General features: G+C 69.7%; 23 protein-coding genes. 11 read left to right on the forward strand and 12 right to left on the reverse strand.

The genetic code is table 11. The features are described from left to right. Positions 1–36: 36 nt before the first annotated feature. Both AC4D16_RS12350 and AC4D16_RS12355 read left to right on the forward strand, forming a co-directional pair. Entirely contained in the window at positions 37–417 is a 381-nt protein-coding gene (locus tag AC4D16_RS12350) for a PadR family transcriptional regulator (protein ID WP_490949927.1), read from the forward strand. Then, positions 414–1,127 carry a hypothetical protein gene (locus AC4D16_RS12355; RefSeq protein WP_490955226.1) on the forward strand — a complete coding sequence of 238 codons (714 nt, stop codon included), beginning with the start codon at positions 414–416 and terminating at the stop codon, positions 1,125–1,127. Before AC4D16_RS12350 ends, AC4D16_RS12355 begins: the two co-directional genes overlap by 4 nt. Positions 1,128–1,223: 96 nt before the next feature. Here AC4D16_RS12355 and AC4D16_RS12360 read toward each other — a convergent pair whose 3' ends face one another. Further along, positions 1,224–1,520: a hypothetical protein gene (locus AC4D16_RS12360; protein ID WP_490955227.1), complete on the reverse strand. Its 297-nt coding sequence runs from the start codon at positions 1,518–1,520 to the stop codon at positions 1,224–1,226. Between the two features lie 66 nt (positions 1,521–1,586). After that, the gene (locus AC4D16_RS12365; protein ID WP_490955228.1) at positions 1,587–2,006 is read right to left on the reverse strand and encodes a GNAT family N-acetyltransferase; all 420 of its coding nucleotides are present in this window, start codon (positions 2,004–2,006) and stop codon (positions 1,587–1,589) included. A 196-nt stretch (positions 2,007–2,202) separates the two neighbouring features. On the opposite strand from AC4D16_RS12365, the gene AC4D16_RS12370 reads away from it, so the two are divergent. Beyond that, complete coding sequence (locus AC4D16_RS12370) at positions 2,203–2,496, forward strand: hypothetical protein (protein ID WP_490949923.1); 294 nt, start codon at positions 2,203–2,205, stop codon at positions 2,494–2,496. 20 nt (positions 2,497–2,516) lie between these two features. On the opposite strand, the gene pcaC is transcribed toward AC4D16_RS12370, so the two are convergent. Genes pcaC through pcaH form a run of 5 tightly spaced genes read right to left on the reverse strand, consistent with a single transcriptional unit; the run spans position 2,517 to position 6,384 of the window. After that, positions 2,517–2,927: a 4-carboxymuconolactone decarboxylase gene (gene pcaC / locus AC4D16_RS12375; protein ID WP_490949922.1), complete on the reverse strand. Its 411-nt coding sequence runs from the start codon at positions 2,925–2,927 to the stop codon at positions 2,517–2,519. After that, complete coding sequence (locus AC4D16_RS12380; protein ID WP_490955229.1) at positions 2,924–3,664, reverse strand: alpha/beta fold hydrolase; 741 nt, start codon at positions 3,662–3,664, stop codon at positions 2,924–2,926. Before AC4D16_RS12380 ends, pcaC begins: the two co-directional genes overlap by 4 nt. Then, complete coding sequence (locus AC4D16_RS12385; protein WP_490955230.1) at positions 3,661–5,046, reverse strand: lyase family protein; 1,386 nt, start codon at positions 5,044–5,046, stop codon at positions 3,661–3,663. The genes AC4D16_RS12380 and AC4D16_RS12385 overlap by 4 nt, the downstream gene beginning before the upstream one ends. Then, positions 5,033–5,587 carry a protocatechuate 3,4-dioxygenase subunit alpha gene (pcaG, locus tag AC4D16_RS12390; RefSeq protein ID WP_490955231.1) on the reverse strand — a complete coding sequence of 185 codons (555 nt, stop codon included), beginning with the start codon at positions 5,585–5,587 and terminating at the stop codon, positions 5,033–5,035. Before pcaG ends, AC4D16_RS12385 begins: the two co-directional genes overlap by 14 nt. After that, positions 5,584–6,384, reverse strand: coding sequence for a protocatechuate 3,4-dioxygenase subunit beta (gene pcaH, locus AC4D16_RS12395; RefSeq protein ID WP_490949918.1), 801 nt, complete (start codon positions 6,382–6,384; stop codon positions 5,584–5,586). Before pcaH ends, pcaG begins: the two co-directional genes overlap by 4 nt. A gap of 182 nt (positions 6,385–6,566) precedes the next feature. On the opposite strand from pcaH, the gene AC4D16_RS12400 reads away from it, so the two are divergent. The 6 genes from AC4D16_RS12400 (at position 6,567) to AC4D16_RS12425 (ending at position 13,217) form a co-directional block, all read left to right on the forward strand. Further along, positions 6,567–7,547 carry an ABC transporter substrate-binding protein gene (locus tag AC4D16_RS12400; protein WP_490955232.1) on the forward strand — a complete coding sequence of 327 codons (981 nt, stop codon included), beginning with the start codon at positions 6,567–6,569 and terminating at the stop codon, positions 7,545–7,547. An 89-nt stretch (positions 7,548–7,636) separates the two neighbouring features. After that, on the forward strand, positions 7,637–8,392 hold the full coding sequence (locus AC4D16_RS12405; protein ID WP_490950132.1) for an ABC transporter permease: 756 nt from the start codon (positions 7,637–7,639) through the stop codon (positions 8,390–8,392). After that, positions 8,389–9,162 (forward strand): ABC transporter permease, encoded by a 774-nt coding sequence (locus AC4D16_RS12410; protein ID WP_490949916.1) that lies wholly within the window; start codon positions 8,389–8,391, stop codon positions 9,160–9,162. The genes AC4D16_RS12405 and AC4D16_RS12410 overlap by 4 nt, the downstream gene beginning before the upstream one ends. Then, a complete protein-coding gene (locus AC4D16_RS12415) occupies positions 9,152–10,099 on the forward strand; it encodes an ABC transporter ATP-binding protein (RefSeq protein WP_490949915.1) in 948 nt (315 codons plus the stop codon). The genes AC4D16_RS12410 and AC4D16_RS12415 overlap by 11 nt, the downstream gene beginning before the upstream one ends. Then, positions 10,096–11,724 (forward strand): thiamine pyrophosphate-dependent enzyme, encoded by a 1,629-nt coding sequence (locus AC4D16_RS12420; RefSeq protein ID WP_490955233.1) that lies wholly within the window; start codon positions 10,096–10,098, stop codon positions 11,722–11,724. The genes AC4D16_RS12415 and AC4D16_RS12420 overlap by 4 nt, the downstream gene beginning before the upstream one ends. A gap of 35 nt (positions 11,725–11,759) precedes the next feature. Next, positions 11,760–13,217, forward strand: coding sequence for an aldehyde dehydrogenase family protein (locus tag AC4D16_RS12425; protein WP_490955234.1), 1,458 nt, complete (start codon positions 11,760–11,762; stop codon positions 13,215–13,217). A 269-nt stretch (positions 13,218–13,486) separates the two neighbouring features. On the opposite strand, the gene AC4D16_RS12430 is transcribed toward AC4D16_RS12425, so the two are convergent. Genes AC4D16_RS12430 through AC4D16_RS12445 form a run of 4 tightly spaced genes read right to left on the reverse strand, consistent with a single transcriptional unit; the run spans position 13,487 to position 18,144 of the window. Next, positions 13,487–14,068: a YdeI/OmpD-associated family protein gene (locus tag AC4D16_RS12430; protein ID WP_490955235.1), complete on the reverse strand. Its 582-nt coding sequence runs from the start codon at positions 14,066–14,068 to the stop codon at positions 13,487–13,489. 23 nt (positions 14,069–14,091) lie between these two features. Continuing rightward, positions 14,092–15,534: a phytoene desaturase family protein gene (locus tag AC4D16_RS12435; RefSeq protein ID WP_490955236.1), complete on the reverse strand. Its 1,443-nt coding sequence runs from the start codon at positions 15,532–15,534 to the stop codon at positions 14,092–14,094. Then, complete coding sequence (locus tag AC4D16_RS12440) at positions 15,531–16,580, reverse strand: lipid II:glycine glycyltransferase FemX (protein WP_490955237.1); 1,050 nt, start codon at positions 16,578–16,580, stop codon at positions 15,531–15,533. The genes AC4D16_RS12435 and AC4D16_RS12440 overlap by 4 nt, the downstream gene beginning before the upstream one ends. Beyond that, positions 16,555–18,144 (reverse strand): glycosyltransferase family 87 protein, encoded by a 1,590-nt coding sequence (locus AC4D16_RS12445; protein WP_490955238.1) that lies wholly within the window; start codon positions 18,142–18,144, stop codon positions 16,555–16,557. The genes AC4D16_RS12440 and AC4D16_RS12445 overlap by 26 nt, the downstream gene beginning before the upstream one ends. Positions 18,145–18,329: 185 nt before the next feature. On the opposite strand from AC4D16_RS12445, the gene AC4D16_RS12450 reads away from it, so the two are divergent. Next, complete coding sequence (locus tag AC4D16_RS12450) at positions 18,330–19,415, forward strand: inositol-3-phosphate synthase (protein WP_490949908.1); 1,086 nt, start codon at positions 18,330–18,332, stop codon at positions 19,413–19,415. A 69-nt stretch (positions 19,416–19,484) separates the two neighbouring features. Here the strand turns inward: AC4D16_RS12450 and AC4D16_RS12455 are convergent, their stop codons facing one another. After that, the gene (locus AC4D16_RS12455) at positions 19,485–20,105 is read right to left on the reverse strand and encodes a MerR family transcriptional regulator (protein ID WP_490955239.1); all 621 of its coding nucleotides are present in this window, start codon (positions 20,103–20,105) and stop codon (positions 19,485–19,487) included. A gap of 92 nt (positions 20,106–20,197) precedes the next feature. Here AC4D16_RS12455 and AC4D16_RS12460 point away from each other — a divergent pair, with 92 nt between their 5' ends. Continuing rightward, the gene (locus AC4D16_RS12460) at positions 20,198–20,686 is read left to right on the forward strand and encodes a DUF2306 domain-containing protein (protein WP_490955240.1); all 489 of its coding nucleotides are present in this window, start codon (positions 20,198–20,200) and stop codon (positions 20,684–20,686) included. The last annotated feature ends 3 nt before the right edge of the window (positions 20,687–20,689 follow it).

Here is a 20,689-nt window from a genome sequence, read left to right on the forward strand (position 1 = left end):
CTTTACAGGCTAACTACTTAGAGAGACAATCTAGTTATGGACGCCATGACGGAGAGCTCCGGGGCCGCAGTGAGTACCGAGTGGCCGAGCGATTGGCTCAGAGCCACTCTGGGCTTCCTCTGCCTCCGTGCGCTCGCTGCCGGCCCCTCCTACGGGTACGCGATCATCACCGAGTTGGAGCGCTCCGGGCTCGGCACGATCAAGGGTGGAACCTTGTACCCGTTGTTGACCCGATACGAATCGGCGGGCCTCGTCACGACCGAATGGCGGGCGGGCGACGGCGGCCCCGGCCGCAAGTACTTCGCCCTGACCGCACATGGCCGCGCTGAATTATCCCGCCTCAGCGCCCGGTGGGTGCGCTTCTCCGACACCACTGTCCGCTACCTCGACCGACCTACCGAGAAGGACCCGACATGATCCAGCGAACCAGCGATCAGCGATGGTTTGACCAGCTCGTCATGGAACTCCGGCTTCGACAGGTGCATGGAAGCGCCATCGGGGACACCGTCGCGAGTGCGAAGGAACTGCTCGGGGACACGGGTCAGGGCGCCGAGGAGACCTTCGGTACCGCTCGTGACTATGCTGAGGCGCTGGAGCTCCCCGCCGCCCCGGAACGTGCGTGGGTGCGGGAGGCGCTCGTGCCCGTGACCCTCTCGCTCCTGGCCTTCCTGCTGTTCAACCAGGCCGTGGTCCCCTGGACACGCGCCGAGCCGATGCTGGTGTCGGCGGCGCAGTTGGCTTTCCTCGCCGCGCCCGTGGCCCTCATCGCTCTCCTGCCGCTCTATCTCGATGCCATAGTCCGCCATCTGTGGGTCTGCATCGTGATCAGTTGTATCGGTGGGGCTGCGGGAGTTCTTTCAGCCGTCACCGTGCCGGAGTCCCGTGCAGACGCCTGGTTGGTGACCGAACCGCTCCCCTGGCTCGTGGGCTCCGCCCTCGTCATGGTGACACTGTCCATCACCAGGACGGTCCGGACCCCTTCAACCGACGACGTAAATATCGTCGACCCCAGCTCGGCGACCACGGAGAGCACCGAGAAGGGCGCGAGGTCCCTCACCCTCGTCACCACGTGGCTCTTCCCGATCCTCGCCCTCGCCATGCTCGGTCTGGCATTGGTGCTCCGCTGACCGGCCAGGAAGTGAGCAACTGACTCGCCCTGCGCGACGTCGACCCTGCCGAACCTCGGCAGTTCCGCCGGCAGTCACACGACGCATCGACGCGAACTACGAGCGACCCGCCGAGCCGTCCAGGACTGTCTCGATGAGCAGGAGCGCTCGTGCGGGCGTCATGCGGCGGTTCTGTTCCGCAGCCCTGGCTACGGCGATGCCGTCGACGACCGCCAGCAGGAGTGCGGCGTCGTCAGCAATGACCGCGGAGTCGGGGTAGGCGTCCGCGAGGAGGAGGAGCGTGAAGTCCTCCGTCTCGGCCCACCGGGCCGCGTGCGTGGAGCGGATGGTCGCATCGGTGCAGGGAAGTCCGCCGTGCTTCAGGAGGTCCTCGCCCTGTCGGACCTGACGCACGAGGAAAAGCGCCGAATCGTCGAACTCGATGCTCGATGCTCGATTGTAGGGAACGAACCACCGCGCTCATCCGACGTGGTATTCGAATCCTCGATGGGAGCCGATGAACCCGAGCCGCTCGTAGAACCGGTGGGCGTCCGTCCTCACCTCATCGGACGTCAACTGCACCAGAGTGACCTCGAGGGAGGGCGCCGCAAGGTCGAGGACCCACCGCATCATCGCCGAACCGATACCGGCCGATCTGTTGCCGGCCCCGACCCGGACCGCCTCGACCAGAAGCCGCGTGGTTCCACGACGGGCCAGACCGGGAATGCGCGTGAGTTGCATCATTGCTAGAGGTACGTCCGTCTCGCCGACGATCACGAGCACGTCGTTGGACGGATCCGCGCTGATCGCCGTCAGCGCCGATGCACATGCCCGGAGATCGACGTTGCCCGCCCGGTCGCCGCGCTCGGCGCTCACGGGGTCGTCCGCGAGCAGCAGCATCAGCGTCCATATATCCTCCGGACGCGCTCTTCTCAGCTCGAACCTCCCGCCAGTACACGTGAGCACGAGTGGTAGGTCGAGGGTGGCAATCACCAACGCAGTGTCCCATCCGCACTCCGTGATCGCTCGGACCCTCCGGTATCGTCAGCCGCGGATCGAAGGCACACCCGGATGCAACCCAAGAGTGAGGTACCCCGTGACCGACAGCAGCAGGCTCGACCCCGAGAAGGACTTCCCGGAGGATCTGACGTCGGTCGACCGGGACGATCTCGACATCCTCAACAGCAGGAATCACAGGGCGCGGGACACGCAGTACATCCGCGATGGCGAGGTGGACGCTGAGACCGAGGGCGAGCACCACGACCTCCGCGACGAGCTCGACCGCCGGCAAGCCCTCCGGGAAGCGACCGCCCTGGGCTCAGGGGACGGGGCGGCTGCGGACGATGCATCCGACAATGCAGTGGATGAAGAGGACCGCGCTACCGGTTGACCGCCGGGCGGGGAGAAGCGTTACCCGGCCGCGCGATGCTCGGCGATGATCGGCTGCGCGACCGTGAAAGCGGAGTTGGCAGCAGGTACGCCGCAGTAGACGGCGCACTGCAGCAGGATCTCCTTGAGTTCGTCCGGCGTGACCCCGTTGCGCAGGGCCGCCCGCACGTGCATCGCGAACTCGTCCCAGTGGCCGTGCGCGATCAACGCGGTGAGGGTGACCGCACTGCGCATGCGGCGGTCCAGCCCCGGACGCGTCCAGATCTCGCCCCACGCCGTGCGCGTGATCATGTCCTGGAACTCGGCGGTGAACTCATCAGCCTTCGCCGTCGCGCGGTCCACGTGTTCGGCGCCGAGGACCTCGCGCCGCACCACCATTCCGGCGTCGTAGCGCTCGGAATCCTCCGCGGACCTCCCCTCACCGATGTTCATCCGATTCCTCCCATGAAAGCTCGCAGTGCGGCGGCCACGGACTCCGGCTTCTCCGCGGGCGCGAGGTGTCCGGCCCCTTCGACGACGTCGAACGAGGACCCGGGGATGAGCTCGGCGGTGGCGCGCGCGTGGTCGGGCGTCACCACGCCGTCGTGCTCCCCTGCGAGGATCAGCGCAGGAACGGTGACGCCGGCCAGATCGTCGAGGACGTCGAACTCGGCGAGTGCCTCGCACAGCAAAGCGTAGGACGCGTCGTCGGCATCGGACAGGTCATGCAGCAGGGCCGACACCACCTCCGGAAGCGAGGCGATGAAGCCGGGCGCGAACCAGCGTCCCGCCGAGGCACCGACGAGCACGGGCGTGCCTTGCGCGCGGACGGTAGCGGCACGCTCACGCCACGCCTCCGCCGACCCTATACGTCCCGCGGAGCATATAACCGATACGGAATACAGACGTTCCGGGTAATGCAACGCGAGGGCGAGCCCCACCGCCCCGCCCAGGGAGATCCCCGCGTAGTGGAAGCGACCGATCCCCGAGTCGTCAGCGGCAGCGACGACGTCGTCCGCGAGATCCTGCACCGAGAACGGGGCAGTGCGCGGACCGCCGCCGCCGTGACCGGGGAAGTCCAGGGGAAGCACGCGCCGCTCGGGCGCGAGGAGCGACTGAACCGCACTCCACACACGGGAGCTCGTCCCGAGGGACGGGCCGAGGATCAGGGGTGCCTTCTGGGCCGTCATGAGATTCCGTCCTGCGAGGGGGCAACGGTATCGGCCGCCAGGGCACGGTGGATGAACGTCTGCGCCGCTCCGAGGTATTCGGCGGGGTCGAGCAGCCGCTGCACGTCGGCATCATCGAGCCTGCCGTCCGGTAGTGCCTCGTGGCGCAGCGCCAGCAGCGACGCCCGGAGGTCGCCGCCGGTCCCAGCGGCTCGTACGAGATCGCGGAGGTGCGCGGCACCGATCACCGGCCCGAGTTCGACCGACAGCCGCTCGGCCAGCACCAGCCCCTGCGTGAGATCGAGGTTCGCCCGCATGCGGCCGGCGTCGGCCGTCAGCCCTTCGAGGAGTGCCGCAGCATGGGCAGCCGCCCCGCCGACCGTGCGCAGCAGGTCCCGCAACGCGGCCCACTCGACGTGCCACGCGCCCGCGGGACGCTCGTCTGACGAGACGGCCGCCCTGTGCAGGTCCGCGGCGAACCCGGCGGCGGGTGCGCAGGCTGCGGACACGAGCACGCTCCCCACAGGATTGCGCTTCTGCGGCATCGCCGAGGATCCGCCCTTGCCCTCGGCCACGGCTTCGGCCACCTCGCCGATCTCCGTCCGCGACAGGAAGGAGACGTCCGCGGCCAGCGTCCCGAGCACGGAGGCGCACCCCGCGAGGGCGTCACCCACGCGCGTCACCGGAAGGCGCTGCGTGTGCCAGGGAAGTGCGGGGGCACGAAGGCCGAGCCGCGCGGCCAGCCCGTCGACGACGGCGAGCGCGACCTCCTCGCCCGACCGCGCGGTGGAGGCCGCGAGCGTGCCGGTCGCGCCGCCGAACTGCACCGGGAGCCGGTGACGCGCATGCCGCAGGTCCGCGGACGCCTCCGTGAGCCCGTCGAGCCATCGCGCGGCCTTGAGCCCGAAGGTGATCGGGGTGGCGTGCTGCGTCAGCGTCCGCCCGGCCATGAGCGTGGTGCGGTGGGCGTGGGCGAGGGACGCCGCTGCGGCGGCAGCTCGCCGCAGGTCGGTCAGGACGACGGCGGTCGCGCGGCGCGTCATCAGCATCAGCGCCGAGTCGATGATGTCCTGGCTCGTGGCTCCCACGTGCACCGAGCCTCCCGCACCGGGTGCGACGTCGTCGGCTGCCGCGCGCAGGTCCATCACCAGCGGGATCACCGGGTTGCCGCCGTCCAGGGCCCGGGATGCGAGATCGGCGACGGAGAAGCGTGACGCGACGGCGCACGAGCGGATGGCAGCGGCGTGCGCGGGCGGAAGGACCCCGAGTGCGGCCTGCGTCTCGGCGAGGGCCGCCTCGACATCGAGCATCGCCTGCAGGTAGGCCTCGTCCGTGGTGGCCTCGGCCACCTCGCTGCCGGACCACGCGGGCGAGAACAGGGACAGGGCGTCAGCTGAAGGCAAGGAAGACCGTCTCCCGTGCGCCCTGCAGCCGGAGGTCGTGCCGCAGCGTGCCGTCCCTCTCCCCGATCGCCACGAGGGAGGACCGCTCCTCGACGGTCAGGCTCGCAAGGAACGGGTCCACGGCGTTCAGCGCCCCGTGCTGCGGGAGGTAGATGCGGGTGTGGAGCTTGTTCATGAGGCCGCGTGCGAAGAGGGCGACGGCGATGAACGGTGCGCGCCCCTCGGGGCCGACACCCGGGACGAGCGTCGTGAAGGAGAAGGTGCCGTCGTCGCGCGTGGGGCACCGGCCGAAGCCGGTGAAGGACCGGCCGTCACGCGCCAGCGAACCGCGCGCGGTGGGCGGGACGCCGTCGGCCCCGGGTTGCCAGATCTCCACGACGGCGTCGGGTACGGGCGCTCCGGCGCCGTCGGTCACCGTGCCGTGGAGGCGGACCGCTCCAGACACATGGGGCGGCACGAGGCGGGGGCCGTCGTCGTACGGGAGCGCGTAACCGAAGAAGGGCCCTACGGTCTGGCCGGGGGTCGGGGGAAGCATGCTCATTCGTCTCCGCCTTCGGCTTCGGTCCACGTGGCACGGCGACCCGTCAGCACGATGTCCCAACGATAACCGAGGGCGTATTCGGGGGACGTGAGCGAGTGGTCGTACGTGGCGACCAGCCGGTCGCGGGCGTCCTGGTCCACGATCGACTGGTAGATGGGGTCGAGCGGGAAGAGCGGATCCCCGGGGAAGTACATCTGCGTCACGATCCGCTGCGTGAAGGCGTCGCCGAACACCGAGAAATGGATGTGCGCCGGGCGCCAGGCGTTCCGGTGGTTCTTCCAGGGGTACGCGCCGGGCTTGACGGTCTGGAAGCGGTACCAGCCGTCGTCGTCCGTGATGCATCGGCCCGTGCCTGTGAAGTTCGGGTCCAGCGGAGCGGGGTGCTGGTCACGCTTGTGGATGTAGCGGCCGCTCGCGTTGGCCTGCCAGACCTCCACGAGCTGATGGCGCACCGGGCGGCCCTCGCCATCGAGCACGCGCCCCTGGACGGTCATGCGCTCACCGAGCGGCTCACCCGTATGGGCGATGGTGAGGTCCGCCTCGAGCGGGGAGACGTCGGTGTGGCCGAAGGCCGGCGAGACGCGCTCGATCGTCTCCGGGTCCACGTGGTGGGGGTCCTTCGTGGGGTGTCGGAGCAGGCTGCTGCGGTAGGGCGGGAAGTCCAGGCGCGGCTGCAGCTCAGGGGGTCCGCCGGCGGCGCGATCAGCGGCGTAGGACGCATGCTGATCGGCGATCTCGGCGGACAGCTCCTCCTGCGTGCCCACCCCCGCGTCCGAGGTCTGCTGTCCCGATCCCATGGCATCTCCTTCGGTGTCCGGTGTGCGTCCTACTCGTACCACTCGCCGCTGCTACGTGACCTGAATGTGACCGGGGCCACCTCTTGACCTGCTGCGTGTGCCATTCTAGTTTATCTAGAGAACAAATGTTCATCATACGAACTCGATGAAGCGTCCGCCCATTGTATGAACAGAGGAATCCCATGCGCACCAGAGCAGCTGTCGCGGCATCCGCCATCCTTCTCCTGATCACCGGCTGCGGCTCCGGATCCCCGAGCGGCGGCACCGAGACGGCGGCCGAAGAGGGTGGGGGGGATACCTCGCTGGACCCCGTGACCGTGGGAGTCATCCCCATCGTGGACACCGCACCCATCTACCTCGGGCAGGAGCAGGGCTTCTTCGAGGAGGAGGGCATCGAGCTGGAGCTCCAGCCCACGTCCGGCGGTGCCGCGGCCGTCCCGGGCGTCGTGAGCGGGGACTTCGACTTCGCGTTCGGCAACGTCATGTCCATCATGGTGGCCGCCGGTCAGGGCCTCGACGTGCGCTTCGTGGCCAACGGGGCCTCGACGACCGGCGACACGGCCTCCGACTTCGGCGCCGTCGTGGTTCCCGCGGACTCCGACATCCGGACGGCTGCCGATCTCGCCGGCAAGCGCGTCTCCGTGAACAACCTCGCCAACATCGGTGACACCACCATTCGCTACGTGGTGGAGCAGGACGGCGGCGACCAGTCGTCGATCGAGTTCGTCGAGGTGCCCTTCCCCGACGCCCCGGCGGCCCTCGAGAACGATCAGGTGGACGCCGCCTGGATCCTCGAGCCGTTCCTCACGCAGGCCCTCTCCGACGGTGCACGCGTGGTCTCGTACAACTACGCGGAGGTGAGCCCGGACCTCGACATCGCCGGCTACTTCACCACCGGGGAGACCATCGAGGCCGACGCCGACCTCGTGGAGCGCTTCACCACCGCGATGAACCGCTCGCTCGAGTACGCCCAGGAGAACCCGGACGCCGTCCGCGACATCGTGGGCACCTACACGGAGATCAGTCCGGAGCTGCGCGCCGAGATGGTGCTCCCCTCGTTCAAGGCCGAGTTCGATCGCGACGCCGCCACCACGCTCGGCGAGGCTGCGACCGAGTACGGCACGCTGACCGGGGCGCCGGACCTCGACACCATCCTGCCGTGACCTCGCAGACGACCCAGCCGACGACGACGGCGGAGGCGCCCGCCTCCGCCGCGTCACCGGCGCGGCGGAGGAAGGCGCCGAACTCGCTCGTGCTCGGCGCGATCGGGATCGTCCTCTTCCTCCTGATCTGGGAACTCGTCTCGCGCACCGGGCTCATCGACCCGCGGTTCCTGCCGCCCGCCACCGAGGTCCTCGCGGCCCTCGCGCGGAACGCGGGCCTCACCGCCTTCTGGGTGGCCGTCGGGCAGACCCTGCTCGCCTGGGGGCTCGGCCTCCTCATCGCCGTGACTCTCGCCGTCGTGGCCGGATTCGTCATCGGCTCCTCGGCCGTGCTGCGGCGCCTCACGCACTCCACCATCGAGTTCCTGCGGCCCATCCCCTCCGTGGCGCTGATCCCCCTCGCCGTGCTCCTGTTCGGCGTGCAGCTGGAATCGACGCTGCTGCTCGTGGTCTACGCCTCCTTCTGGCAGGTCCTCATCCAGGTGCTCTACGGGGTCGCGGACGTGGACAACGTGGCGATGCAGACCGCGAGGTCCTACGGGCTCGGGCCGGTGGCTCGCGTGCGCCACGTCATCTTCCCCACCACGCTGCCGTTCCTCATGACCGGTGTCCGCCTGGCCGCCGCTGTGGCCCTCATCCTCGCCGTCACCGCTCAGCTGATCATCGGGTCGCCCGGGCTCGGCCGGCAGATCGCCCTCGCGCAGACCGGCGGGGCGATCGCGGCGCTCTACGCGCTCATCGTCGCCACCGGCCTCATCGGGGTGGCGATCAACCTGCTCATGCGGTGGCTCGAGCGCCGCACCCTCTCGTGGCACTCGTCGGTGCGGTCCGAGGTGATCGTATGACGCTCGCCCGCGGTGTGGTCCACACCCTCGCCCTGCCCGCGGCGCTCCTCACCGTCTGGTGGGTCGCCACCCTGGGCGAGCCGAACTTCTACGTCCCCACGCCCGCCCTCCTCGGCCAGACCTTCGTCGAGACGTGGTTCGGTCCCCGCATCCTCTCGGACGTGCTGCCGAGCCTCGGACGGTTGCTCATCGGGGTCAGCCTCGCCATCATTCTCGGCGTGGCCGGCGGCCTCCTCATCGGCTCCGTCCGCTGGCTGCGGGCACTGACCGAGCCAGTCCTCGAGTTCTTCCGTGCCATCCCGCCGCCCGTCCTGGTGCCCGTGTTCATGCTGCTGCTCGGCATCACGGACACCATGAAGATCGTGGTGATCGTCTCCGGCTGCGTGTGGCCCGTGCTCCTCAACACCATCGAGGGCGTCCGCGCCGTGGACTCCGTGCTCTCGGACAGCGCCCGCACCTACGGTGTGTCCGGGTGGGCGCGCACGCGTCACCTCGTACTTCCCAGCGCGAGCCCGCAGATCATGACCGGCGTCCGTCAATGCCTGTCCATCGGCCTGATCCTCATGGTCATCTCCGAGATGTTCGCCTCGTCCTCGGGCCTCGGGTACACCATCGTGGCCTTCCAGCGCTCCTTCGCCATCCCCGAGATGTGGTCCGGCATCGTGGTCCTCGGCCTCATCGGCATCGCACTGTCCTTCGTCTTCCAGTGGGCCGAGCGCCGCATCCTGCGCTGGTACCACGGCCTGAGAGAGGTAGAGAATGCAGTCTGAGACAGACCCCAGGGTCATCCTGTCCGTCCGGAACATGAAGAAGGTGTACCAGACCGACGGCGGCGCCGTCGAAGCCGTCCGGAACCTCACCTTCGACCTCCGCGCGGGTGAGCTGGTCTGCCTCGTGGGGCCGTCCGGCTCCGGCAAGACCACGTTGCTCAAGTGCATCGCCGGGCTCATGGAGCCCACCGAGGGCGAGGTGCTGCTCGACGGCAAGCGGGTGGCCGGTCCACCGAAGAAGATGGCCGTGGTGTTCCAGGAGTACGGCCGCTCGCTCTTCCCGTGGATGCGCGTGCGAGAGAACGTGGAGCTGCCGCTCAAGAACCAGGGCGTGCCCAAGGCCGAGCGCGACCGCCTCGTGGACGAGGCGCTCGAGGCCGTGGGTCTCGAGCACGTGCCGCGCTCCTACCCGTGGCAGCTCTCCGGCGGCATGCAGCAGCGCGTGGCCATCGCCCGTGCGGTGGCGTACCAGCCCGAGGTGCTGCTCATGGACGAGCCGTTCGCCGCCGTGGACGCCCAGACGCGCGCAGATCTCGAGGACCTCATCCGCACCGTGTGGAAGAGGCTCGGCGTCACCGTCCTCTTCGTCACGCATGACATCGACGAGTCGGTGTACCTCGGCGAGCGCGTCATCATCCTCTCGAGCTCGCCCACCGTGGTGCAGGAGGACATCGTGATCGACCTCCCCGCGGATCGCGACCAGGGCACCACCCGCTCCCTGCCCCGCTTCACCGAGCTGCGCGGCCACGTGTACGAGCAGATCCAGATCGCCAAGCGAGGCCACCGCCCGGCAGGTACCGCGGCCCCCGTCGTGGCGGGCTCACACGCGGGCGTGAATCACGGCGCGCAGTACACGGCGAATGCCGGCGCATCCGCCTACCCCGCCGGCGGCGTCGCCACGGGAGACGGAGCCAGTGGCGGCGGCGACCTCGGGTGAGTGGCGCTCCCCACGCCGGGACGGTCGCGGAGCAGACCTTCGAGGTGCTGCGCCACCACGGCCTCACCACCATGTTCTCGAACCCCGGATCCACCGAGGTGCCCTTCCTGGCGCTCCTCCCGGACGACTTCACGTTCGTCCTCGGGCTTCACGAGGGCTCCGTGGTGGGCATGGCCACCGGGTACGCCATCGCGAACGGCCGCGCCGCGCTGGTGCTGGTCCACACCACGGCGGGGCTCGGCAACGCCGTCGGCGCCATCGCCACCGCGAGGGTGAACCGCGCCCCGCTGGTGATCGTCGTCGGGCAGCAGGACCGCCGCCACCTCGCCTTCGAGCCGTTCCTCACCGGACGTCTCGCGGGCCTCGCGGGCGACTACCCGCTCGCCGTCCTCGAGCCCGGCCGTGGCGCGGACGTCCCCGCCGCCATCGCGCGGGCCGCGTTCACGGCGGAGCAGGGCCGCGGCCCGGTGATCGTGATCGTGCCGATGAGCGACTGGCTGGATGCCGCGGAGCCCGATGCGATGGCGGCGCCCGCCCGCGTGGCCGTCGCCGCGCCGGTGCACTCCGAGGCGGTCGACGACGTGGCCACTCTCCTCCGCGCGGCCCGCTCGCCCGCCCTGGTGGCCGGCGCGGGGATGGACACCGACGCCGGGTGGTCGGCCGCCGTCGGGCTCGCAGAACTCCTCGGCGCCCCCGTGCGGCTCGAACCGTTCGGTGCGCGCGCCGCCTTCCCCCAGGACCACCCGCTGTACTCCGGGCAGGTCCCCGCGGACCGCACGCGTGTGCGGCAGGCCTTCGAGGCGCACGACGCCGTGGTGGTTCTCGGCACCGCCGCCCTGCGCCAGTACCCGTACCAGGAGGGGCCGCTCTTCCCGCCGGGCACGCGCGTGGTGGTGCTCACCGCCGACGCCGCGGAGGCGAACCGCTCGCCCGCCGAGCTCGCCGTCGTGGGTGATCCGGCGGCCCTCACGCAGCAGCTGACCGCTGCGCTCCGGAAGCTCGGCGTCGAAGCGCCCGAGCCGCTCGCCGCACGCCCACCGCGGACTCAGACGGGTGGGTCCGCAAGCGACGGTCCGCTCCGCGCGGCCGATGTCTTCACCCTGATGGCGGAGCTCCTGCCCGAGGACGCCGTCGTCATCGAGGAGTCGCCGTCGTCGCGCCCTGCGCTGCAGGCGATCCTGCCCGCGCGGCAGCCGCTCGCCTTCCTCTCCGCGGCCATGGGCGGCCTCGGCTTCGCCCTCCCCGCGGCCATCGGCGTCCGGATGGCCCTGCCGGAGCGTCCCGTGGTCGCCGTGATCGGCGACGGCTCCTCGCTGTACTGCATCCAGGCACTGTGGACGGCCGCCAGCACGGCCACGGGCGCGCTGTTCATCGTGCTCGCCAACGGCGGCTACGCCGTGATGGACCGCCTCGCCGAACAGCGGGACGCCAAGCCCGCCTGGCCGCCGTTCCCCGAGGTCTCCGTCCGTACACTGGCGGCAGGCTTCGGCGTCGAGGCCGTCCGCGTGGACGATCACGGGCAGTTGACCGCCCTTCTCACCGACGTGCTGCCCTCCCTCGCCGGGCGGTCCACGCCCCTGGTGATCGAGGTCGGCGTGGCGGCCGATACCACCTTCCAGCCCTGAGACATCCGCGGCACAGAAACACCTAGGAGATGACGATGACGTTTTTCGACACCGATCACTGGACCGGGAAGCTCTACTCGGGCGGCTGGACGACCGGCAGCGGCGGCACCGCGGAGATCCGCGAACCCGCCACGGGCGGCACGCTCGGTACCTACGGCGTCGCCACGGGCGACGACGTCGCCACCGCGAGCGCACGCGCCGCTGCGGCCCAGCCCGCGTGGGCGGCGCTTCCCTTCGAGGCGAAGGCCGCCATCTTCCGCCGCGCCGGAGCCCTGATCGAGGAGCACGCGGGCATCGCCGCCGAGTGGCTCATGCGCGAGGCCGGGTCCGGGCAGGGCAAGGCCGGCTTCGAGGCCCACCTCGTCGCGGCCGAGTTCTACTCCGCCGCGTCCCTCGTAGAGGCTCCCTACGGGCAGCTCCTGCGCTCCGGCAAACCGCGCCTGTCCATGGCGCGGCGCCTGCCCGTCGGCACCGTGGGCGTGATCTCGCCCTTCAACTTCCCGATGATCCTCTCCAGCCGCTCCATGGCGCCGGCCCTCGCGGCGGGGAACGCCGTGATCCTGAAGCCGGATCCGCGCACCGCCGTCTCCGGCGGGCTCCTCCTCGCCGCGGTCCTCGAGGCCGCAGGCCTCCCCGAGGGTCTCTTCCACGTGCTGCCCGGCGGGGCTGACGTCGGCGTGGCTCTCGTCGACGCCCCGAGCGTCCGCGTCATCTCCTTCACGGGATCGACGGCGGCGGGCCGCACGGTCGGTGAGGCTGCCGCGCGCCAGCTCAAGCGGGCGCACCTCGAACTCGGTGGCAACAACGCGTTGATCGTGCTCGACGACGTCGACCTCGCCCACGCCGTCTCCGCGGGAGCCTGGGGATCGTTCCTCCATCAGGGCCAGATCTGCATGACGACGGGCCGCCACCTGGTGCACGCCGGCATCTACGACGAGTACGTGGAGCGGCTCTCGGCCACCGCGAACAACCTTCCCGTCGGGAACCCGACCACGGGCGCTCCGCTCGGCCCGATCATCAACGAGGCGCAGCGTGACCACGTGCACCGGCTCGTGACGTCCTCGGTGGACGCGGGCGCCCGCCTCGCGGCAGGAGGTACCTACGACGGGCTGTTCTACCGGCCCACGGTGCTGGCCGATTCCGCCCCGGACCATCCGGGCTTCGCGGAGGAGATCTTCGGCCCGGTGGCACCCGTGCTCTCCTTCGAGAGCATCGACGAGGCCGTGGAGATCGTGCGGCGCAGCGAGTACGGTCTCTCCCTCGGCATCCTCACGCGCGACGTCATGAAGGGTCTCTCGATCGCAGACCGCATCCCCACGGGCATCGTGCACATCAACGACCAGACGGTCGACGACGAATCGGTGGCCCCGTTCGGTGGAGTGGGCGCTTCGGGGACGGGCGCACGGTTCGGGGGCGTCGAGGCGAACCTCGACGCCTTCACCGAGACGCAATGGGTGACCATGCAGGGGGACATCGCCAGGTACCCGTTCTGACGCATACCCGGGCCGCACCGCAATAGGCTTGAGGGTAACCAGAACTGCTCCGGAGAGTGGACGAGGGGTACAGGGCGCACACTGGGGGGTAGGCAACAGAAGATCCTGGACGTGTCCGCGTTCTTTCGTTGAGTACATCGAGGCGCTTGCGCGGACATGGGTTCTCGTCCGGGGTCAAGAAGTCGGCTCCGGGCGGAGAATGCGCCCACCCTCGACACCTCTGCTGCTCCAGTCAGCCCCCCGGTCACCTCCCTCGTTCAGCTCCCCGCTCAGCTCCCCGGGAGGCGTTCACCGCGCGCCCCGAGATCCGCCATGGTCCTGATCCGCTTGCTTCTCGTGCCCGGGGTCTTCGCGAGCTTGATCCACCGCAGTGTGAAGCGCGTGCTCGCCGGCGGAATGGTCGCGAAATACTCCGCCGCCCCGGGCCTGGCCGCGAGCGTCTCGGCGAGATCCTCCGGAACCACGAGGTCGTCGACGTCATCCATGAACGTCCACAGCCCGCTGGCCCTGCCCTCCTCGACAGACCTGAGCCCGGCCGCGTGCATGCGCCCCTCCTCGGTCAGGACGGCGACCCGCTCCTTGTAACTGCGGGCCCAGTGCTGTGCCCGGCGTGGAGTGATCAGCTGCATGGTCCGCTCGTCGTCGAGCTTCCGCGCCACGCCGTCGATCCACCCGAAGCACAGCAGCTCGTCGAGCACCTCGGACTTCGAGACGTACCGCGACCCGGCGTGCTTCTTGAAGGTGACCACCCAGACGCCCGCCTCTTGGCCGTGGTGCTCGGTCAACCAGGCGCGGAGCTCCGCTGCGGACTCCACCTGGACCTTGTCGAAACGTCCGGTCTCCACGGCCATGCGAGCCTCCCCGATCCGTCGGGTCAGAGTCCCAGAGCGGGCACGCTCAATCCGAACTCGCGCTTCAGCGCAAGCTTCGCAGCGTTGAAGCCGGCCATGCCGTGCACTCCCGGCCCGGGCGGGGTCGACTGCGAGCACAGGTACACACCCTTGATCGGCGTGGCCCAGGGCTGGAGGGAGGGCACCGGGCGCGCAATGATCTGGCGCAGGTTGACCGCTCCGCTGCTGAAGTCCCCGCCCACGTAGTTGGCGTTGTAACGCTCGAGCTCCGCCGCCGTCGTCGTGTGACTCTGCACCACGACGTCCCGGAAGCCGGGCGCGAACCGCTCGATCTGCGCGGTCACCGCCTCCGCCATGTCCCGGGTGGAGCCCTTCGGCACGTGGCAGTACGTCCACAACGTGTGCCGGCCCTCGGGTGCGCGCGTCGGGTCGAACTGCGACGGTTGGGAGAGCAGCACGTAGGGGCTCTCGGGGTGCCTGCCCTGGTTGACCTCCTTCTCGCCGGCGGCGATCTCCTCGCGGGTTCCGCCGAGATGGGCCGTACCGGCCCTGTGCAGCTCCGGATGGGCCCACGGCACGGGCCCGGAGAGGATGAAGTCCACCTTGCAGGCGGCGTTGCCGTAGGAGAAGGTGCTCAGCGCGGCGCGGTAGGCCGAAGGGAGGCGCCCGCGTGACATCGTCTCGAAGTTCTTCGGTGCCACGTCGAGGAGGACGGCCCGCGCGCCCGACACCTCGGCGAGCGAGTCGATCCTCGACGCCGTCACCACCTCGCCGCCGTGCTGTACGAGATCGAGGGCGAGGGCGTCCGCGATCGACTGCGACCCACCGACCGGGATGGGCCAGCCCACGGTGTGCGCGAGCAGGTTCAGCACCAGGCCCGCGCCGGCGCCCGTCAGGGACGGCAGGGTACCGACCGGGTGCGCCATCACACCGGTGACGAGCGCACGGGCCTCATCCGTGCGGAAGCGCCGGTTCCAGGTCGGCAGCCCCTGGTCGAGCACGGCCAGCGCGAACCGGACCGCGGCCTCGGGCCGCTTCGGGATGCGGACCACGTGGTTGAGGGTGAAGGCGAGGACGTCCTGTTCGCGGTCGCTGAGGGGCTCCACCAGGCGACGGTACGCGCCGCCGTCCACACCGAGGCCCTCCACGGTGCGCTCCATGCTGCGGTAGGCGATGCCTGCCCGGGCGTCGTCGAGGGGGTGCGCGAAGGAGACCTCCGGCACCGCGAAGCCGATGCGTCGGCTGAGTTCGAAGGCGCGGAAGAAGGGCGAGGCCAGCGCCATCGGGTGCACCGCGGAACAGAAGTCGTGCAGGTGGTCCTGCTGCATGAGCTCGAGGGAGCGTGAGCCACCACCGAGCGTGTCGGCCGCCTCGTGGACGCGGACGGACAGACCGGCCCGCGCCATCACGACGGCGGCCGCGAGGCCGTTCGGTCCGGCACCGACCACCTCGACGTCGGGCGTCACGACGGCGTCCCGTCCGACGCCGGCCCGGTGGACGCCGGGACGGGAGCGGGCCGTCCCCGCGCCCGTGTCAGGAGCTTCCTCTGGGCGGCCCGCACCGTCCTCAGAGTGCCCGGCAGGGTGCGGCGCGCGCCGAGGAGGGCCGCGACGGCGGCGTACCGCACGGGATCGAGGGGGATGTCGTACGTCGTGGGGACCACCACCACGTTCTTCGAGAAGTTCCGTTTAAACGTGGTCACGTTCGCGAGGCCGGGGTAGTTCTCGCTGACGATCCCGGTCAGGCCGCACGCGGTGTTGCCGGCGGCCTTCAGGGCGCGGAAGGCCTCCCACAGCAGCAGATAGGGAGCGAAGGTCGCGCGTGCCTCCACCGTGCTGCCCGCGAAGTAGTACACCGAGTAGCCGCGGTACTCGGTGGTGATGAGCCAGCTCAGCGGACGGCCGTCCTGGTAGGCCACCAGGAGTCGCAGGTGGTCGCCGAGGACCGTCAGCAAGGTCTCGTAGTAACGGGAGTCGAAGGGTGAGAAGCCGTCTCGTTCCGCGGTCTCCTGCATGATCGGGTACAGCTCGTCGGCGAAGACCCTCGTCCATTCCGAACGAAGAATAGTTCTGATCTCGACGCCGTTCCGCTGCGCCCGGCGGATGCTGTTGCGCGCGTTCGGCCTGAAGCTCTTGAGCAGATCCCCCTCGCTGGGAGTGAGATCCACGACGATCTCGCGCTCGTACCAGCCGTGCTCGATCGGCCCGGTGGCCGGAAGCTGCATCAGCGCGACCTGCATCCGGACGTACAGCGGATGAAGGGACTTCTCCGCTGCGAACTGCTCACGGATGGTGGTCATCAACGTCCGCTCGGCCGCGGGCGTGCGATCGGCGAACCACACGGGTCCGTTGACCACGACGACCGATTCGCGCAGCCGCCTGACCACGTGGACGAAGCTGGCAGTCGCGACCAGCGCACCCGTGCGGTCCGTGTAGGCCCAGATCCCGAGGGGGGTCCGCCCGAGGGCGTGTTCGAACTCCACCCAGTCAGGCGTCTGTTCGATCGGGATCACAACATCGGGATGCTCGTCCGCGAGGGCGTCGAAGGCGCTCCGTGAGAGCTGCGTGAAAGTGAAGGACGGTGCTGGCACAGGTGTCTTCCGCTGGTCGTCGGGGGAGGCTGGTGGCGTGCAGCAAGCCTAGCCGAGGCATACGCGGGCGCCTCGCCAGCGTGAACACGTCGGCCGCACGGTCGAAGGGGCCACCCTGCGGATCGTCCTGTCCGTCGGCGCGGACCACAACCTGCTCGGGCGCCAGAATCTCCCGCACCACCACAGCCATGATCCATGCCGTTGAAAGAATATGAGCGAGCACCGACAGCGCATAGACGCCGAGGCCCACGTTGTTCTCCGGCGGACCGCCGCCGGTCAGGCCGCCGAGGTACATCCACACCGCCCACCAGTGCAGCACCTGGACGAACTGCCACATGAGGACGGTCCGCCACCGGGGCAGCACGAGCGCGATCAGCGGCAGGAGCCAGAGGGCGTACTGCGGTGAATACACCTTGTTGCACAGGACGAACGCGCCCACGATCAGGAGTGCGAGCTGCGCGAGCCGGGGCCGCCGTCGGGCCCCGAGAGCCAGCAGCGCGATCGCCGCGCAGGCGAGGAGAAAAAGTATGCCGCCGGCGGTATTGATCAGCGCGGGCGAGAGCTCGGCCGCGCCGAGACGCTCCGCGTAGGCGTTGTAGACGTACCAGACAGAGGAGAACCCTGCGGGGCGGTCCTCCGTGAAGGTCAGGAAGTACCCCCAGCTCTCGGAGTCCCGGACTGCGAACGGAACATTGACTGCCAGCCAGGCGCCCGCGGCACCCAGCCCTGCGAGAACCAACGGACGGTATCTGCCGGTCCGGATCGCGAGGACCACCACCGCGCCGAGGAGCAGCACCGGGTAGAGCTTGACGGCGGCGCCGAGGCCCCAGAGTGCACCGGCGAGCACGGGCCGCTCCCGGGCGAAGGCCAGGAGACCGGCGCTCGCCAGCAGTACGGCCCAGAGATCCCAGTTGATGGTGCCGGAGAGGATGATCACCGGAGCCGTGGCGACGATCGCCGCATCCCAGGGGCGCCCGCGCGCCAGCCGGAGGGTGATCAGGGCCGTCAGGATCCAGACGCCGGCGAGCAGGACGGCATTGACGTCGAAGTACAGCAGGGACGCCGCCGCCGGATCTGCGCCATCGGCGAGCAGACCCACCAGTAAGGCGGTACCCGACGCAAGGAGGCCCAGCAGCACGGGGTACTCGAAGAGGGCGCCGGGCGTCATGAAGGGGAGGATGCCGTCGGCGAAGCCCCGCGACTGGTAGAGCTCAGTCCAGTCCGAGTAGCAGGCTCTGTAGAAGTACGTGGGGGCGGACCAGCCCTCCTCCCGGCAGGGGGTCTTGACCACGACCGCGAGGACGGCCGAGAGGACGGTGAGGAGGATGATCACGCGCCGGACGGTGAACCATCGCGGAGACGTGCGGCCCGGCTCGATGTGGCGCCCAAGCGGCCCGCCCACACCTTCCGTCAGTGCGCTGAGCAGCGGGTCCTCCCTGCTCGGTACGTGCTGGGCGCCGTCGCGCCGGCCGTCGTCCGAGGTCATGCATCGAGCCTATCCGCAGGGACACACCGGCCGGCCGGTGTGTCCACTGCTGAGCCGTCCGTACCGGGCGAGGAATGCACCATGCGACGCCTGCGTTGTGCAGTGAACGTAGACTGGCCCTTTCTGCCAGCCGCGCTTCGGGCGATGACGGTCGAGGCATATTCATCAGGCATTCGAGGAGAACCGTGGGACAGAACCCCATTCGCGTGGCAATCATTGGAGTCGGCAACTGCGCCGCGTCGCTGGTGCAGGGCGTGCACTACTACCGCGACGCCGATCCATCCGCCGTGATCCCCGGCCTGATGCATGTCGAATTCGGCAAGTACCACGTGGGCGACGTCCAATTCGTCGCGGCGTTCGACGTCGACGGCAAGAAGGTGGGCCACGATCTCGCCGAGGCGATCGGTGCCAGTGAGAACAACACCATCAAGATCGCAGATGTCCCGCCGACCGGCGTGATCGTGCAGCGCGGGCACACCCTCGACGGGCTCGGCAAGTACTACCGCGAGACCATCGTCGAGTCCGACGAGGAGCCCGTCGACATCGTCGCGCAGCTGAAGGCTTCCAAGGCTGACGTCCTCGTCTGCTACCTGCCGGTCGGCTCGGACCACGCGGCCAAGTACTACGCCCAGTGCGCCATCGATGCGGGCGTCGCGTTCGTCAACGCCCTGCCCGTCTTCATCGCCGGCACGAAGGAGTGGGCCGACAAGTTCACGGAGGCCGGCGTGCCGATCGTCGGGGACGACATCAAGAGCCAGATCGGCGCCACCATCACCCACCGCGTCATGGCGAAGCTCTTCGAGGACCGCGGGGTGACCCTGGACCGCACGTACCAGCTGAACGTCGGCGGCAACATGGACTTCAAGAACATGCTGGAGCGCGAGCGCCTCGAGTCGAAGAAGATCTCGAAGACGCAGGCCGTCACCTCGAACGTCAAGGCGCACCTGCACGCCGATGACGTGCACATCGGACCGTCCGACTACGTGGCCTGGCTGGACGACCGCAAGTGGGCCTTCGTGCGCCTCGAGGGCCGCAACTTCGGGGACGCCCCGGTGTCCCTCGAGTACAAGCTCGAGGTGTGGGACTCCCCGAACTCTGCCGGCGTGATCATCGACGCCATCCGTGCCGCGAAGATCGCGCTCGATCGCGGCATCGGCGGGCCCATCCTCTCGGCATCGAGCTACTTCATGAAGTCGCCGCCGGAGCAGTACGCGGACGACATCGCCCACGAGAAGGTCGAAGCCTTCATCCGCGGCGACCTCGACCGCTAGCACCTCTCCTCCGGAAGGCCGGGACGACGTCGTCCCGGCCTTCCGTGCGTCCGGCTCCGGACGAGTGCGTCATGGCGCGCCGTAGCGCCTGATGGATCTACTGGCCTGTGCCAGCGCGATCACCGACAGGATGAGCTGGTTGTGCATGTGCATCCCGACGGCCGCCGTGAGGATGACGTCCTCGATGGTCTCCCGTTCGTCGGTGACCGCGAGCTGGGCGGCAGCGATCGCGTCGGCGGCCCGGCCGTAGACCTCCAGCACGCCGTCGTCCGTGGACACCCCCAGATCGCGCATCGCCTCGAGATGCCGGTCCACGGCGGTGCGGGCCTGACTGCTCACGTCGGGCCACCCCATCGCCCGGACCAGCGCGTCGCCGTCCTCGGACGCCGGAGCAGGGGCGCCGTCGAAGCCCAGCACCACCGACTGCACCGTGCCGAGCAGCGCGAGCCGACGGTCCGGGGTCAGGTCGGCGCCGTCGGCCCCGTCGATGATGCGCCTGATGTCCTCGAGCCCGAGGCCGATCACCGTTCGGAGCCCCTGGATGAGGCGCAGGCGCCGCACATGGACGTCGCCGTACCGCGCCCTCGTCGGATGGATGGACTCTCCCGGCTGGAGCAGTCCCTCGCGGAGGTAGAACTTGATGCTCGCCGGGCTCGTGCCGGTCTCCTCGCTCAGCTCACCGAGTCTCATCCCGCACCCCTTCCCTCCGGCGTCGTCGGATAGCTGACGGCGCCTGCACTCTCCTGATGTCCATTACAGGATAGTGCAACTATCCTTTCTCCATGACCTGGAACCCGCTCCTCGTGTCCCACATCATCGCCGCCCTCGCGGCACTGTTGATCGCACCCGTCAACGGGTTACGCCGCCGCCGTGACCGGACCCACCGCCTGCTCGGGCGCGTCTGGGTGGGCGCCATGCTGTACGTCTGCGTGAGCAGCTTCGGCATCGTGACCGACGGTCACTTCAGCTGGCTGCACGGCCTGTCGGCCCTGACGCTGGTCACGGTGATCCTCGGCGTGGTCGCCGCGCGCCGGCGCAACCTCCGCGGCCATGTGATGAACATGGTGGGCAGCTACCTCGGACTCCTGATCGCGTTCTTCTTCGCCGCGCTGGTCCCGTCGCGGACCATCCCGCGACTCCTCGCGGATGACCCGATGACGGCCGTCGTCGTCGGGCTCCTCGTGGTCGGCGCGGTGGCGGCCCTGGTCGCGGCGCTGCTGCCGAGGTCACGGCGAGCCACGGCCTCCGCGGCCGTCATGGAGGAGCCGTGATGG

The sequence above is a fragment of the Arthrobacter sp. TJ-236 genome, assembly GCF_058269235.1.